This is a genomic window from Pseudomonas sp. DVZ6 (assembly GCF_024259445.1).
GTDB lineage: Bacteria > Pseudomonadota > Gammaproteobacteria > Pseudomonadales > Pseudomonadaceae > Aquipseudomonas > Aquipseudomonas peradeniyensis.
The window spans coordinates 25,281-40,532 of the sequence record NZ_JANCLM010000001.1 but is presented as its reverse complement, the minus strand read 5'-3'; the positions used below and the strand labels follow the sequence as shown (position 1 = coordinate 40,532).

The window sequence follows — 15,252 nt, the reverse complement described above, 5'->3', positions numbered from 1 at the left end:
TGCGTTGAGAAAACATCACTGGGTCACGCCCTTGGGGGCGTCGAACTGGCTTTCGTAGAGCTTGTCGCCGTAGGCCTGGGCCAGTTCCTCGAACTTGACCCGGGCGCCACCGGCGAACGGCTGGCGCATCTTCATGACATCGGCGATATCGACCTTCTCGTAGGCGGCCAGCATCTCCTTGGCCACCCCGTACATCTGCTGGTTGCGGGCCTGGCATTGCTGCACCTGGCCATCACGTTCGCCCAGCTGCGCCTGCAGGGTGGCGCGCTCGCTTTCCTTGGTGCGCGCCATCGCCAGCAGCTCGTCGTAGGCCTGCTTGTACTTGTGCAGTTGTTCGTTGCTGCTGGCCACCAGCGCCTGGGCCTGGCTGTGCACGGCCTGTTGCTGGCCGGCCAGTTGCTCGCTGTGACCGCGGGCCTTGGCCAGTTGCGCGGTCAGTTCGCGCACCTGGCCCTGGGCCGCGTCGCGCTGCTGCTCGGCCGCCTGGCGGGCGGCGCTGGCCTGGGCCTGCTCGCTCTGCAGGGCCTGCAGCTGTTGCGTGGTGCTGCGCAGTTGGGCGCGCAGGCGTTCCTCGAGGGTCTCGGCCGACGCCGAGGCCGCCAGGCTTGCGCCCAGGGCCAGCATCAACCAGGCGCAGCGGTGGCGATAAGCTCCCTTGTTCATGCCCGTGCTCCTTCCCTAGAACCGCGTGTTGACTTCAAGTTGTAGCACATCGATGTCAAACGGCGCGCCGTAGACCGCCTCGCTGCTCAACCAACGGGCTGTAGCGTAGACGTTGTCGGCCAGGCCGTAGTTGCCACCGAGGAAATAACCCTTGGCGTTGGTGCCGCCGAGGTGGAAGCTCGAGTCGTTGAAACCGTCCGGCAGCGCGTCGGGCTCAATGCGCTTGTAGCCGGCGAACAGGTTCCAGTCGCCGGCCTTGCGCATGTCCAGGGCGTTGCCCAGGGTGAACTGGAGCATCCAGGCGTCGCCGCCGCTCTTGATATTGCCGTTTTCGTCGACGTTGTTGGCCAACTGCCCGGCCGAGCGCTTGCGCATGTCGCCCTCGTCGTAGGCCAGGTTGTGGATGTAGTTGGCCTGGCTGCGCAGCTTGAAGTCATGAGGCAGGTCGGCGTCCCATACCAGGTTCAGGTCGAGCAGCTCGAATTCCGAGGCGATGCCGACGAACTGCGGCTGCGGCGTGGCCGTCGGGTTGGCCGGGTTCGGCGTGATGTCGCGCAGCAGGAACACGGTGTTGCCCTTCTGCATGAAGGTCGGCCGGCTCTCGTCACTGTCGCAGGCCGGCTGGCCGTCCCACGGGGCGCAGGGGCTGGAGCGCTCGCCGGCGATGTCATCGAAGCGGTAGTAGGCCATCGCGCCCTTGAGCCGGTTGTTGTCGTTGAGCGCCCATTTCGCGCCCAGTTGCGCGCCGTACAGCCACTTGTTGTCGCTGTCTTCCTTGTCAAAGCCGTTGCTGGTGGCGTTGTCGTCGCTGTACTGCACGGGGAATGCGCCGACGGTGCCGAACAGGCTGAGGTCGCGGCCCAGCGGCTGGTCGAACAGCGCCGCCACGCCGTCGAAGTTGAGGTCGTGGGAATACAGGATGTCGGTGGACATGAACGGATTGGCGATCCGCCCGCCGGTCAGTGTCAGGCGCTCACTCGGCGTCCAGGTGACGTAGCCCTGGTCGAGCCAGATGTCCTTCTTGCCGAAGCCGCCACCGAGGTTCTGGGTGGTCGAGACCGGGTTGTTGTTGGAGCCGGTGGCGACGCGGATGCCGGCCACCCAGTTTTCCGCCAGCTGCGCCTTGAGGCCGAAGCGCGCCCGCAGGCGCAGGAGGCTGTCGCGGTCCTCGCGGGTGTTGAGCAAGGGCGGCAGGCTCGAGCTGCTGTTGGGGTTGACGTCGTAGGGGCCCTTTTCGTTGAGCTTGGCGAAATCGACGATCTCGTTGCTGTTGCCGTCGGCGTACGAGCGCGACTCGTAGCGCAGGCGCAGGTCACCGTCGAAGCTGATGCGCGAGGCCCAGTCGGGGAAGGTGTTGGGCGCGGCCCAGTTTTCCTGCTTGGCGGTGTTCATCACCTCGGCCTTGATCTCGTCGCGGATCTGCTGGCGGACGATCGCCGGCACATACTGCACGCGCACCTCGCCGTTGGTCGCCGGGGCCTGGGCGACAATCGGCGCGGCGCTGCCGGCGACGCGCGCCTGCTGGGCTTCACGTTCGGCCTGGGCGATCAGCGCATCGGCCTTGTCCTGCTTGAGCACGCCCTGCTCCACCAGCAGGCGGATCAGGTTGACGGTCGCGTTCTCCGACGGCGCGGCGTGGACGACGGTCGGACCGACCGCGGTGGCGGCGGCCAGCAGGCCGAGCGCCAGGGTCAATCGGTTGACTGGGCACTTCATGGGTTTGCAACTCCTGTGGGTCAGTCGTGCTTCGTTGTTCATGGCCGGCGCCCCTGCAGGGCGATCTTCACCGGCAAGGTCAGGTTGGCGGGCGGACGCTGGTCGAGGGCGCCGGCACCGCGCAGGGCGGCGAGCACCTGGGCGTCCACCTCCGGCTCGCCGCTGCCGCGCAGCAACTCGACACGGGTGATCTCGCCGGCGGCGCTGAGCCAGATCTCGGCTTGCAGGTTGAACACCAGGTTGCGCAGCTCGGGGTTGTCGCGCAGCAGGCGCTGGAAGGCGTAGGCCAGGTACTGGCTGTAGGTACCGCTGCCCAGGCCCCCACCGCCGCCACCGGCCATGCCGCCGCCCTTGCCGGCGCCGACGTTGAAGCTGTCGCCGCCTGCTTGCGCGTCGCCGTCCATCTGCATCGGCTCGGCCAGGTCCTGGGCCGGGTCGGGCGCCTCCTCGGCAGGCTTGACCTCCTCGGCCTCGGGCACCGGCTGCGGCTCGACGATCTTCTCCTCGACCGGCGGCTCAGGCTCCTTGGGCGGCTCGGGCGGGGGTGGTGGCGGAGGGGGCGGCAACGGGATGATCGCCGGCACCTTGGGCGCCTCGCGGCGCACCCCGGCCATGTCGTTGGCCCACTGCCACAGCAGCCAGGCCAGGCCCGCGCCGGCGACGGCGAGCACGGCCCAGGTCAGCAGGCGGCGGGGGTTGGTTGTACGTTCCATGCCTGTGCTCATCCCTGGTTCGGCTTGCCGGTGACCAGCCCGACCTGGGCCAGTTCGAGACGGCGCAGCAGGTCGAGCACCTCGACCACCTTCTGGTACTGCACGCCCGCGTCGCCGCGCACGATCAGCGGGAAGTCGGGGTTGCGCGCCTTCTCGCTGCGCAGGCGGTCCTCCAGCTCCTGCAGCGTCACCGGGTAGGCGTCGAGGAATACCTGGCCGGCGTCGTTGATCGAGATCGCCTTGGTCTTGGGCTGGGCCAGCGACACCGTGGCGCTGGCCTTGGGCAACTGCACCTGGATCCCGGAAACCTGCGCGGTGGCGGTGAGGATGAACATCACCAGCACCACCATCAGCACGTCCACCAGCGGGGTGATGTTGATGCTGTCGACCGCGGCGTCGGCGTCGTCGTCATGGGCGTTGTTCACGGATGCCATGGCTGCGCCCTCACGCCGGAACCGACGGGTTGATGCTGCGCCCGGCCGGGTGCTGCGCCGCTTCACCGGCCTGGCCCTCGCCGTGCAATTCGGCCAGGCGGGTGATGAACTCGTCGACGAACACCCGCATGTCGGCGCTGACCTCGCGGTTGCGCGTGGTCAGGCGGTTGTAGCCGAACAGCGCGGGGATGGCGACAAACAGCCCCATGGCGGTGGCCAGCAGCGCTGCGGCCATGCCCGGGGCGATGGCGTTGATGTTGACGTCGCCGGCCATGGCGGTGCCGAGGAACACCACCATGATCCCCAGCACCGTGCCCAGCAGGCCGATGTAGGGGCCGCCGGCGATGGCGTTGGACAGGGTCGACAGCTTCGACGACAACGCCTGGTTCTCGCGGGTGCGCACGCCGTCCATGGAGCAGCGGATGGCCTCGATGGTGGCTGCGGACACTTCACGGGTGTCGGCGCCCTGGGCGCGGCGGGTGCGCAGTTCCTGCACGGCCACCAGGTACAGGCGCCACAGCGAGGAGTCGGTCAGCCGCGCATGCAGGTCCTGATCGTCGGCGAACTGCTCCAGGCGTGTGCCGACCGTGGCGAAGCGCTCGCGAAAGCGAGTGTTGGCGGCGGTGACGCGGTTGAGGGTGCGCTGCTTGCGCAGCATGATCACCCACGACTGCACCATCATCAGCACCAGGATGGCGATGATCACCCAGGCGTCCACCGGCACCGCCTTGAGCAGGAAGCCCAGGCCGCCGAAGCCGAAGCCTGACTGCTCCTCGTCGACCCCGTACACCACCAGGCGCGACTCGGCGCCCTGGGCCAGTACGTCGGCCTGCAGGCTGGCCTGGCTGCGGGCCACGCGGGACAGGCGCAGTTCGTCCAGGGCGCCCACGAACGGCGCGAATTGACTGGCCGCCTCGCCTTCGGTCGCCGGCAGGTCGCCGCCGACGCCGATGGCACCGCTGAAGGCCGCCAGGCTGGCGGCCAGGCGCGCCACCGGCTGGCCTTCGAGCAGCAGGCTCAGGTTGCCGCCCTCGCCCACCAGGGCCAGGTGTTGCCACTGACCGGCGCTCACGGCCTGATTGGCGCTGGCGCGCTGGCCGTCGACCTCGATGAAAGGCACGCCCTGGGCCAGGCCCAGCAGCAGGCTGTGGCTGGCCTCGCGGCGGGCCAGCAGCAGTTGCTCGCCCACCGCCTGGTCCTGGCGCAGCCAGGCGCTGAAGGTGAACGCCGCACCTGCCGGCAACTGCAGCGAGGCGCTGGCCGGCAGTTGCAGGCCCTGGCCGCCGAGCTGGATGGCCCGCCCGATCACGCCGTCGACGCTCACCGTCGGCCCTTGCAACGGATTGCCATAGGGGCTGGCGTCGCGGGCGGTGGCACCGTCGAAGTGGTAGAGCGCGGTGTAGTCGGCGTCGAAGCTGGGCTGGCCAACAGGCGCCTGGGCTTTCGGGTTGCCGTAGTACATCCACAGGTCCTGGCGCTGGCCCGCTTCTATACGGGGCACGTCCACCCAGATCAGCGCCATGCCCATCAGCGGATCGAACTGCTCGACATGGTGATTGAGTACCGTCTTGTCATCGGCGCTGACAAAGCGGATGTCCGCGCCGGTCTCGCTGACGCCGTCGAAGCTGAAGTTGCCGGTATGCAGGCGCACCAGCAGCGCGGTGCGCCCCAGCGCCTGGGTCAGGCCGGCGCCCTGGGGCGTGGTGTCCACGGCGATCTGCTTGCGGTACATCCAGTCGTCCTGCCACCAGGCGCTGGCGCTGCCCGGCAGGGCGAAGCCCAGGCACAGCAGCAAGGTCAATATCAGGCGTTGCATGAGAGGTCTCCAGGTCGATGCCGGTCAGTGAGTTCAGAAGGTCGCCTGCACGCTGAAGTGCACACGGGAAGCGTTCTTGTCGGTGTTGGGGCCATCCTTGAGCGGCACGGCCCAGTCGACGCTGCCGGACAGCCAGTCGTTGAGCGTGGCGCGAGTGCCGACGCCAACACTGGCCAGGCTGTAACGGTCGTCCTGCTCGGGCAGCGCGTCCTGCAGGCGCAGCTGGGCGCCTTCGGCGAACAGGTAGAAGCGCCAGTCGCTGATGTAGCTGCCGACGTAGCGGCCGATGGACGGGGTGCGCAGCTCCTGGGAGAACAGCAGGCCGTCGTCCCCGGTGCGCTCGGCGGCCAGGTAACCGCGCACCGAGGTGGCACCGCCGGCGGCGAACTGCTCGTTCGACACCAGTGGCCCCGAGGCCAGCTGGAAGGCCAGCTTGGAGGCGCTCTGCCAGGAGCCTGCGAAGTCGAAGGTGTAGCTGCCGTCGCCCTTGAGCGCGGCGAAGCTGGAATCGGCGCGGTAGCGCTTGTAGTCGAACTCGGCGTCGTCGCTGCCGTAGCCCAGCAGGCTGCGGGTGCCGGCCACCAGGCTCAGGCCCAGGCTCAGCTGGTCCTGTTCGGTAAAGCGGTAGCCGGTGTAGCCCAGGGTGATCGGGGCGTACTTGAGCGGGACCTTGTCGCTGCTGCCGCCCAGGCCGACCTGCTCGTCGAAGTCCTTGAAGTCCACGCCGATCGACAGGGCGTTGGCCCAGGCACCGACGCCGGGCAGGTTGTAGATCGCCGAAACACCGTAGGAATGGCCCTTGCCCAGGACGTTGGTGCCGCCCACCGTGGCGACGTTGCTGTCGGAGTGGTAGCCGGAGAACTGCACGGTCCAGCGCTCATTGAGCGGCGCGGCGTAGGAACCGGACCAGACCTCGGCATTGTCACGGTCCTGGGGTGCGGTGAACCAGCTCAGCGAGACGCTGTGGCCGGCCTGCCAGAGATTGTTGTAGCCCAGGCTGACGACGCTGCGCAGCTTCTCGGTGTCGGCGCTGTGGTCGTTGTTCAGGCCCAGGCTCAGGTTCCAGGGCTGCTTGTCCTCGACCTGCAGGTCGACGTCCATGGTGCCCGGGCGCTGCCCTTCGCGCACCAGCGGCATGACCTGCCGGCCCGGGGTGCGATTGAGCGCGGCCAGTTCGTCCTGCACCTGGGCGAAATCGGGCACCTTGCCCTCCTCCAGCGCCGGGACCTGCTCACGGATCTCCAACGGCGAGTAATGCTTGGCACCTACCACGCGCACGCGGCCGACCTTGGTTTCGCTCACTTGCAGGTAGACCACGCCGCCCTCGACCTTCTGCTCGGGCAGCTCGACGAACACCGACTGGTAGCCACGGGCCTGGTAGCTTTTCTGCAGGGCCTCGCGGGCGCCTTCGAGGTCGGCCAGGGTCTTGTCCGGCCCCAGGTAGGGATAGACCGCCTCTTCGATGGCCTGGGCGTCGAGCACCGTATTGCCGCGCACCACGTACTCGTTGATCTCGACCCGGCGCTGCGCCTCGTCGGCGGCCACGTTGCCCGCCAACAGGCACGCCAGCAGCCCTGCGCCCATGCCGCATCGCTTGAAGAAAAAATGCTCCACACCGCCCCCTTGAGCGCCAGGAATTCGTTGGGTTTCTAGTGGTTTGCGTCAGGCGCGGCCTGACCTTGGTGACGTGCCAGCCAGCTGTGCAGCAGGGCCAGGTTGAGGCTGAACTCGGGCATGGCCTGCAAGCTTGCGCCGAGCACCTCGTCGACCATGCGCTGCAGCAGTGACACGGCCATGGCACTGCCCAGCAGCACACCGAGGTCATGACTGAACAGGCTGAAGTTCCACACCCGCGACTTCAGTTCCAGGCCGGCGAACCAGCGGAACAGCAGGTTGTAGTTGAGTTGCTCGTAGAGCTGCTTCTCACTGGGCACCGAATACAGCAGTTGCAGCAGCAACACATGCATCAGCGTGTGCGGGGCGATGATCATGCCCTGCTGTTCGGCCAGCTGGGACAGCGCGGTCCGGTGCTCGTCCAGCAAGGCTTCGATGCGCGGCTTGAGCAGCGCCAGCGAATGCCCGGGCGGCACGCAACTGGCCACCTCGCGCAGGGCGCCCTGCCAGTCTTCCTGGGAGACGATCCAGACCCAGGGCGCGCCGTAGCGGTAGACCGAGACCGGCTGCTTGCGCGCGGCCTCGACGATCTTCGCCAGGCGCTGGTCAAGCTCCTGCATTCCCACCTTCGTGTAGCGTTCCATAGTCCCCATCGCCCCGCTCCCAGGCCGTTCCCCAAGGCTCGACCGGCCTGATGGCCAGATGCCTTGTCGGTATCCATGGCTTTGACGGGGGTGGCGCTTTGCTACCGAAGTTTTGTCATGAAAGGTTCATCAGCGGGCCAGGCTTGCAGGCGAACGGCTCGCAACGTCTTCGGACCCCACTCGCTGCTTTACACTAATTTTGCAAACCGCCATTGGTCCCCGCACCCCCGGATGGATTAAAGTATCCACCCCCGCCCGGCCACCGCTCACAGCGCGCCAGGGCCCATCCCCAGGAACCGCCAACGATGGAACACCGTGAAGCGCTGATCGCGCTGCGCACCTTTCTCTCCTCCCAGATCCTCGGCCAGGAAAAACTGGTGGAGCGCCTGCTGATCGTGCTCCTGGCCGACGGCCACATGCTGGTCGAGGGCGCCCCGGGCCTGGCCAAGACCAAGGCCATCAAGGAGCTCGCCGAAGGCATCGAGGCGCAATTCCATCGCATCCAGTTCACCCCCGACCTGCTCCCGGCCGACATTACCGGCACCGAGATCTACCGCCCGGAAACCGGCAGCTTCGTGTTCCAGCAAGGGCCTATCTTCCACAACCTGGTGCTGGCCGACGAAATCAACCGCGCCCCGGCCAAGGTGCAGTCGGCGTTGCTCGAAGCCATGGCCGAACGCCAGGTCAGTGTCGGGCGCAGCACCTATGAACTGTCGCCGTTGTTCCTGGTGATGGCCACGCAGAACCCGATCGAGCAGGAAGGCACCTACCCGTTGCCCGAGGCCCAGCTCGACCGTTTCCTGATGCACGTGAAGATCGGCTTCCCGGATGCCGCGGTCGAGCGGCGCATTCTTCTGCAGGCCCGCGGCGAAGCGCTGGGCGGCGAGGTGAAGCCCGAACGGCGAGTCAGCCAACAGGCGATCTTTGCCGCGCGCAAGGAAATCCTCGGCCTGTACATGGCCGATGCGGTGGAGGAATACCTGGTGCAACTGGTCATGGCCACCCGCACTCCGGCCAAGTTCGACGGCGAACTGGCCGACTGGATCGCCTACGGCGCCAGCCCCCGTGGCTCGATCGCCCTGGACCGCTGCGCGCGTGCCCACGCCTGGCTGGCCGGGCGCGACTTCGTCAGCCCCGAGGATATCCAGGCGGTGCTGTTCGACGTGCTGCGCCACCGCATCATCCTCTCGTTCGAGGCCGAGGCGGCCGGGGTCGACCAGGACCGCGTGGTCCAGCGCATCCTCGACGTCGTTGCCGTCGCCTGACCCCATGCCCACCACCCCGCAGGCCGAACCCGGCATCCGCATCGGCCTGGCCGAACTGATCGACATGCGCCACCGCGTGCGCGAGATCCAGCTGTTTTCCCGGCCCGGCCAGCGCAGCCCGTTGGTGGGCCTGCACCACTCCAAGCTGCGTGGCCGCGGCGTGGACTTCGACCAGGTGCGTGTCTACCAGGCCGGCGATGATGTGCGCAATATCGACTGGCGCGTCACCGCGCGCACCCAGGAGCCGCACACCAAGCTCTTCCACGAAGAGCGCGAGCGGCCGATCTTCATCATGGTCGAACAGAGCCAGCGGCTGTTCTTCGGCTCCGGACTGGTGTTCAAATCGGTGCTGGCGGCCCAGGCCGCGGCCCTGTTCGGCTGGGCGGCGCTGGGCCACAACGACCGCATCGGCGGGCTGGTGTTCGGCGACAGCGAGCCCCACGAGATCAAGCCACGGCGCAGCAAGCAGAGCCTGCTGCAACTGCTCAACCGCCTGGCCAAGGTCAACCAGGCCCTGCACACCGAGGCCGTGCCGCAGCCCGACAGCCTGGGCCTGGCCCTGCGCCGGGCGCGCGAGGTGCTGCGCCCGGGCAGCCTGGCCATCGTCATCTGCGACGAGCGCGCCCTCAGTGCCAGTGTCGAGCAGCACCTGGCCATGCTGTCGCGCCACTGCGACGTGCTGCTGATGCCGATCAGCGACCCGCTCGACCATGCCCTGCCCGCCGCCGGCCTGCTGCGCTTCGCCCAGCGCGGCGCGCAACTGGAACTCGACACGCTGGATGCCAACCTGCGCCAGGCCTATCGCCAGCAAGCCGAGGCGCGCATCGAGCGCTGGGAACTGCTGGCGCAGAAACTGCGGGTGGTGCTGATGCCACTGAGCACCCAGAGTGAGATGATCGAGCAATTGCGCGAGTACCTGAACGCGCAGCGTCCCGGGAGTACCCGATGAATCCGCTGGACCAGCTGCAGCCGCTGATCGCGCCGTCGGCCATCGGCCTGTGGCCGCCCGCGCCCGGCTGGTGGCTGCTGCTGGCCCTGCTGCCGCTGCTCGGCTGGGGCGCCTGGCGCCTGCGTCGCTGGCGCCCGGGCAAGCGCAAGGTGGTGCGCGCCGAACTGCCGCTGGACCCGATCCGTGTCGAGGCTCTCGCCGAGCTGGCACGCCTGCCGCGCCCCTACGACGGCGCGCCGGCCGGCGCCTGGCTGCAACAGATCAATGCCTTGCTCAAGCGCCTGTGCCGCAACCAGTACCCCGGCGCCAACAGTCACACCCTCAGCGGCCGTAAATGGCTGGCATTTCTCGACAACCGCTGCCCGGCCGCCGGCCTGACCCGTTGGATGGTGCTGGTCGAAGGCACCTACAAACCCGAGTGCAAGCTCGACGACAAGGCCATCGCCGGGCTCGCCCAGGCGGTCGAAACCTGGATCCGCAAGCATGTTTGAACTGGCCTGGCCGTGGATCTTCCTGCTGTTGCCGCTGCCCTGGCTGGCGCGTCTGGCGCTGCCCGCCGCCGACAGCGGCGAGCCGGTGCTCAAGGTGGGCTTTCTCGACGAACTCGAAGGCCTGGCCGGGCGCCGCGCACGATTGAACCTGCCGACCTGGCGCCAGCAGGCGCCGTTCATCCTGATCTGGCTGCTGCTGTTGCTGGCCGCCGCCCGTCCGCAGTGGCTGGGCGATCCGCTGCCGGTGTCGGCCAGCGGGCGCGACCTGCTGGTGGCGGTGGACGTGTCGGGCTCCATGGACTTCCCCGACATGCAATGGAAGGACGACGAGATCAGCCGCCTGGACCTGGTCAAGGCGCTGATGGGCGACTTTCTCCAGGACCGCCAGGGCGACCGTGTCGGCCTGATCCTGTTTGGCAGCCAGGCCTACCTGCAAGCCCCGCTGACCTTCGACCGGCGCACAGTGCGAACCTTTCTCGACGAGGCGCAGATCGGCATCGCCGGCAAGAACACCGCCATCGGCGACGCCATCGGCCTGGCGGTCAAGCGCCTGCGCCAGCGCCCGGCGCAGAGCCGGGTGCTGATCCTGATCACCGACGGCGCCAACAACGGTGGGCAGATCCACCCGCTGACCGCCGCCCGCCTGGCCGCCCAGGAAGGCGTGCGCATCTACACCATCGGCATCGGCGCCAACCCCGAGGCCAGCGGCACCCCGGGCCTGCTCGGGCTGAACCCGAGCCTGGACCTGGACGAAGCCTCGCTCAAGGAGATCGCCGAGATCACCCACGGCAGCTATTTCCGCGCCCACGATGGCGCCGAACTGGGCGCCATCGGCGACACCCTCGACCAGCTGGAACCGGTGGCCCAGCAGCCGACCCAGGCGCGCACCGCCCACGAACTGTATGCCTGGCCACTGGCCCTGGCGCTGCTGCTCAGCGTGCTGCTGGTGGTGGCCGTGCAATGGCCGGACAACCTGCTGCAACGCCTGCTGCGCAAGCCACGCTTCCTGCAGCCCCACCCGGAATGGCGCCAGCGCCTCAAGCGCCTGCGCCTGAGGAGGCGGCGATGATCGAACTCTGGCCACAATGGCTGCGCCCGCTCTGGCTGCTGGTGCTGCCCCTGCTCGGCTGGCTGCTGTTCAAGCTCTGGCACCGGCGCAAACGCGCCGGGCGCTGGCAGCTGATCCTGCCGCAGCCGTTCCATGCGGTCTTGCTCGGCGGCGGCAGCGGCAGCACCAGCAAGCTGCCGTGGATCGCCCTGGGCCTGGCCTGGCTGCTGATCGTCCTGGCCCTGCTCGGACCCAGCTGGCAGCGCCTGGAAGAAACCCGCCAGCGCCCGGCCGACCCGCTGGTGATCCTGCTCGAGCTGACGCCGCAGATGCTCGCCGAGGACAGCGCGCCGAACCGCCTGGAACAGGCCCGGCGCAAGGTCCTCGACCTGCTCGAGCACCGTCGTGACAGCCAGACCGCGCTGATCGTCTACGCAGGCTCCGCCCACACCCTGGTGCCGCTGTCCGATGACCTGGGCACCACGCGCAACCTGCTCGAGGCCGTCGACCCGTCGATCATGCCGCAGCCCGGCCAGCGCGCCGATCTCGCCGTGCACAAGGGCCTGGCCCTGCTCGCCCAGAGCGGTCTAGGCCAGGGCCGCCTGCTGCTGATCGGCTCGTCACTGAGCGAACCCGAGCGCGAAGGCATTCGCCAGGCCCTCGGGCGCCAGGGCCCGAGCCTGCTGATGCTGGGCGTCGGCAGCGGCGAAGGCGCCCCGGTGCGTCAGGCCAATGGCGAGTACCTCAAGGACGATCAGGGCGGCATCCTCCTGCCACGCCTGGACAGCGCCTCGCTGAAGAGCTTCATCGGCTCGACCGGCGGGCGCTACCGCCACGCCCGCATCGACGACCTCGACCTGCGCGGCCTGGGCCTGTTCGACAACCCGCGGCTGCTGCACAACGATGGCCAGACCCTGCAACTGGACAGCTGGGCCGACCAGGGCTACTGGCTGCTGTTGCCCCTGCTGCTGCTCGCCGCCTGCGCCGGCCGGCGTGGCTGGCTGTTCTGCCTGCCCCTGTTGCTAGCCCTGCCCCAACCGAGCCAGGCCGTCGAGTTCAACGACCTGTGGCTGCGCCCCGACCAGCAGGGCCAGCGCCTGCTGGAGCGGCAACGCCCCGCCGAGGCAGCCCGGCACTTCGAGGACAGCCAATGGCGCGGCATGGCCTTGTACCAGGCCGGCGATTTCGAAGGCGCCGCTGCCGCGTTTGCCCAGGCCGGCACGGCGGCCGCCCACTACAATCGTGGCAACGCCCTGGCCCGCGCCGGCGAGCTGGAGGCGGCGCTGGACGCCTATGAGCAGGCGCTGGAGCGCCAGCCCGACCTGAAGGCGGCACTGGACAATCAGGCCCTGGTCCAGCAATTGTTGCAACAGCGCCAGGCCAGCGCCGAGACACAACCGAACAACGCCGATGCCCAAGGCCCCCCCGGCAACGAGACCGAAGGCAACAGCAGCTCGACCAGCAGCCAGGCCCAGGGCACGCCCGGCAGCGACGAACAGGCCCAGGGCCAGCAGAACGGCGACAGCCAGGGCAACGCCCAGGCCCCGCCCGGCGCTGCCGGCGGCGATGACGACAACCTCACCCAGCCGCCCCAGCGGCCGCTCTCCACCTGCCTCGACGCCGAACAGCGCCAGGCCCTGGAGCAATGGCTGCGGGAGATCCCCGACAACCCGGCGGAACTGCTGCGGCGCAAATTCTGGTACGAACAGCAATTGCATCAGGAAACCCCACGATGAGTCGCCTCGGCGTCTTTCTCCTAGGCCTGTTGTGGAGCCTCGCGGCCCAGGCCGAACCGATCCTGCAGGCCAGCGTCGACCGCACGCGCCTGGAAGCCGGTGAAACCCTGGAACTCACCCTCGAGAGCCAGGACGTCACCCAGTTCGGCAAGCCCGACCTGCGCACCCTCGAGCCCGACTTCGAGGTGCGCGGCACGCGCCAGCTCAACAGCCTGCACACCCTGGACGGCGAAACCCGCGCCAGCACCCGCTGGATCATCACCCTGCTGCCCCGACGCAGCGGCAGCCTGCGCATCCCCGAGCTGCAGCTGGGCCAGTCGCGCAGCCAGGCCATCGAGCTGCAGGTGCAGCAGGCCGACAGCCAGCGCCCCGACGCGGCGGCGCAGGTGTTCGTCGAGGCCACCCTGGACAGCAGCGAGGTCTATGTCCAGGCCCAGGCCGTGCTGACCCTGCGCATCTACCATTCGGTGGCGCTGTACGACGACAGCAGCCTCAGCCCACTGCAGCTGGAAAACGCCAAGGTCGATCCGCTGGGTGAGTCGCGCACCTATGAGAAAGAGATCAACGGCGTGCGCCACGGGGTGATCGAGACCCGCTATGCGATCTATCCGCAACAGAGCGGCAGCCTTGACGTGCCGCCGCTGCGCTTCACCGCCACCGCCGCCGACAATGGCGAACAGCCGGCCGGCACACCGCGGGTCGGCCGCCAGGTGCAGGTCAGCTCGCTGCCGCTGCGCCTGACGGTCAAACCGATCCCGGCCAGCTACCCGGCCGACCGCCCCTGGCTGCCGGCCCGCAGCCTGACCCTGGAAGAACACTGGAACCCCGACCCGGAGCGCCAGCCGACGCAGATCGGCGACTCGCTGACGCGCAACATCACCGTGCGCGCAGAGGGTCTGTCGAGCACCCAGTTGCCGCCACTGCCGGCTACCGAGGCCACCGGCCTGCGCCGCTACCCCGACCAGCCATTGCTGCGCAACGAGATCGGCGAACGCGGCATGGTCGCCAACCGCGAGGAACGCGAGGCGCTGGTGCCGACCCACGCCGGCGACCTGGCCCTGCCGGCGCTGGAGGTGACCTGGTGGAACACCCGCGAAGACCACCTGGAACACAGCAGTCTGCCGGCGCGCACCCTGAACGTGCAGGACAACCCGGCGCTGAGCGCCGACACCCCGGTCGGCGACGGCAACCTGAGCCCCGGCCCGCTCTGGCCCTGGCAACTGGCCACGCTGGTCCTGGCCCTGACCACCCTGCTCGGCTTCACCCTGTGGTGGCGGGCCCGCTCGCAACCGGCGGTGCTGCGCGCGGCGCAGGCCGGCCCGAGCCCGCGCACGCTGCTCGACGACCTCAAGCGCGCCTGCCAGGCCAACGACCCGCAGGCTACCCGCCAGGCGCTGGACGCCTGGGCCCGGCAGCAGCCGGAAACCCTGGCCGAGATGGCGGCGCGCTTCGTGCCGTTGTCCGATGCACTGGATGGGTTGAATGGCGCGCTGTACAGCGAGAGTGGCCAGTACTGGCACGGCGACGAGCTGTGGCGCGCGATCGGCGCGATTCCGCCGGCCGAGCAGGTACTGGCGCCGTCGGGTGAGTCGGGCAATTTGCCCCCCCTGTATCCGAAATGATAAATATACAGAAATAAAGCTTTTACTAATGAGATGCATGAGCACTGGATGGCAACACATCTGGAGCGATTGTGACGTACCGAAAACCGCTAGGATTTATACGAAATGTGTGAGTGCGGGATTGAACATCACAATCGCCATAGGCTTGCATGACAGCGTACACCGCTAACAATCTATAGGAAGACATCATGGACGTTATTACAACAGGCATTCTTGCCAACGCCGCATACGAGACTCTTAAGGCAGGGGTTAAAATAAGCGGTCAAGAATTGAAAAAACGACTGACTCGATGGCTGATAGAAGACCATCATGCAGAAGACCTTTCATCGGAATTGAATAAGCTTGAAATCAATGACGGCATGAGTGAAAAGGCAATTACTGCCAGTTTGAATCAATCACAACAAATTATCGACTTGCTAGGCCAGATTAAAAGTCCTCGAGCAACCGCTCACTCCACAATCAATACTGTCACTCAACACCATAGTGGCAATGGCGACAACATCGCGGGCAATAAAATTTCTTCTTAGACAAACCGTCATGG

14 protein-coding genes are annotated in these 15,252 nt (G+C 67.8%); 7 read left to right on the top strand and 7 right to left on the bottom strand.

Features of this window, described 5'->3' with window-relative positions:
* Nucleotides 1-15 precede the first annotated feature (15 nt).
* From NMG10_RS00165 to NMG10_RS00135, 7 genes are all read right to left on the bottom strand, one after another.
* The gene (locus tag NMG10_RS00165; RefSeq protein WP_203647496.1) at nucleotides 16-663 is read right to left on the bottom strand and encodes a DNA repair protein; all 648 of its coding nucleotides are present in this window, start codon (nucleotides 661-663) and stop codon (nucleotides 16-18) included.
* Nucleotides 664-678: 15 nt separating this feature from the next.
* On the bottom strand, nucleotides 679-2,379 hold the full coding sequence (locus tag NMG10_RS00160; protein ID WP_254463417.1) for a putative porin: 1,701 nt from the start codon (nucleotides 2,377-2,379) through the stop codon (nucleotides 679-681).
* Nucleotides 2,380-2,417: 38 nt separating this feature from the next.
* Nucleotides 2,418-3,092 (bottom strand): energy transducer TonB, encoded by a 675-nt coding sequence (locus NMG10_RS00155; protein WP_232856016.1) that lies wholly within the window; start codon nucleotides 3,090-3,092, stop codon nucleotides 2,418-2,420.
* Between the two features lie 8 nt (nucleotides 3,093-3,100).
* A complete protein-coding gene (locus NMG10_RS00150; protein WP_050707632.1) occupies nucleotides 3,101-3,526 on the bottom strand; it encodes a biopolymer transporter ExbD in 426 nt (141 codons plus the stop codon).
* Between the two features lie 10 nt (nucleotides 3,527-3,536).
* Complete coding sequence (locus NMG10_RS00145) at nucleotides 3,537-5,342, bottom strand: DUF2341 domain-containing protein (protein ID WP_254463415.1); 1,806 nt, start codon at nucleotides 5,340-5,342, stop codon at nucleotides 3,537-3,539.
* 33 nt (nucleotides 5,343-5,375) lie between these two features.
* On the bottom strand, nucleotides 5,376-6,926 hold the full coding sequence (locus NMG10_RS00140) for a ShlB/FhaC/HecB family hemolysin secretion/activation protein (RefSeq protein ID WP_244670917.1): 1,551 nt from the start codon (nucleotides 6,924-6,926) through the stop codon (nucleotides 5,376-5,378).
* 65 nt (nucleotides 6,927-6,991) lie between these two features.
* Nucleotides 6,992-7,600 (bottom strand): transposase, encoded by a 609-nt coding sequence (locus NMG10_RS00135; protein ID WP_254463413.1) that lies wholly within the window; start codon nucleotides 7,598-7,600, stop codon nucleotides 6,992-6,994.
* 305 nt (nucleotides 7,601-7,905) lie between these two features.
* Between NMG10_RS00135 and NMG10_RS00130 the strand changes: the two genes are divergently transcribed.
* The 7 genes from NMG10_RS00130 (at nucleotide 7,906) to NMG10_RS00100 (ending at nucleotide 15,238) form a co-directional block, all read left to right on the top strand.
* Nucleotides 7,906-8,865: a MoxR family ATPase gene (locus tag NMG10_RS00130; RefSeq protein ID WP_203647500.1), complete on the top strand. Its 960-nt coding sequence runs from the start codon at nucleotides 7,906-7,908 to the stop codon at nucleotides 8,863-8,865.
* Between the two features lie 4 nt (nucleotides 8,866-8,869).
* Nucleotides 8,870-9,814, top strand: a complete 945-nt coding sequence (locus tag NMG10_RS00125; protein WP_203647501.1) for a DUF58 domain-containing protein — start codon at nucleotides 8,870-8,872, stop codon at nucleotides 9,812-9,814.
* Nucleotides 9,811-10,305, top strand: a complete 495-nt coding sequence (locus NMG10_RS00120; RefSeq protein ID WP_232856012.1) for a DUF4381 domain-containing protein — start codon at nucleotides 9,811-9,813, stop codon at nucleotides 10,303-10,305. The genes NMG10_RS00125 and NMG10_RS00120 overlap by 4 nt, the downstream gene beginning before the upstream one ends.
* The gene (locus NMG10_RS00115) at nucleotides 10,298-11,374 is read left to right on the top strand and encodes a VWA domain-containing protein (protein ID WP_254463412.1); all 1,077 of its coding nucleotides are present in this window, start codon (nucleotides 10,298-10,300) and stop codon (nucleotides 11,372-11,374) included. Before NMG10_RS00120 ends, NMG10_RS00115 begins: the two co-directional genes overlap by 8 nt.
* Nucleotides 11,371-13,089 (top strand): tetratricopeptide repeat protein, encoded by a 1,719-nt coding sequence (locus NMG10_RS00110; protein WP_254463410.1) that lies wholly within the window; start codon nucleotides 11,371-11,373, stop codon nucleotides 13,087-13,089. The genes NMG10_RS00115 and NMG10_RS00110 overlap by 4 nt, the downstream gene beginning before the upstream one ends.
* Nucleotides 13,086-14,711: a BatD family protein gene (locus NMG10_RS00105; protein ID WP_254463409.1), complete on the top strand. Its 1,626-nt coding sequence runs from the start codon at nucleotides 13,086-13,088 to the stop codon at nucleotides 14,709-14,711. The genes NMG10_RS00110 and NMG10_RS00105 overlap by 4 nt, the downstream gene beginning before the upstream one ends.
* A 188-nt stretch (nucleotides 14,712-14,899) precedes the next feature.
* Complete coding sequence (locus tag NMG10_RS00100; protein ID WP_254463407.1) at nucleotides 14,900-15,238, top strand: hypothetical protein; 339 nt, start codon at nucleotides 14,900-14,902, stop codon at nucleotides 15,236-15,238.
* Nucleotides 15,239-15,252: the final 14 nt, after the last annotated feature.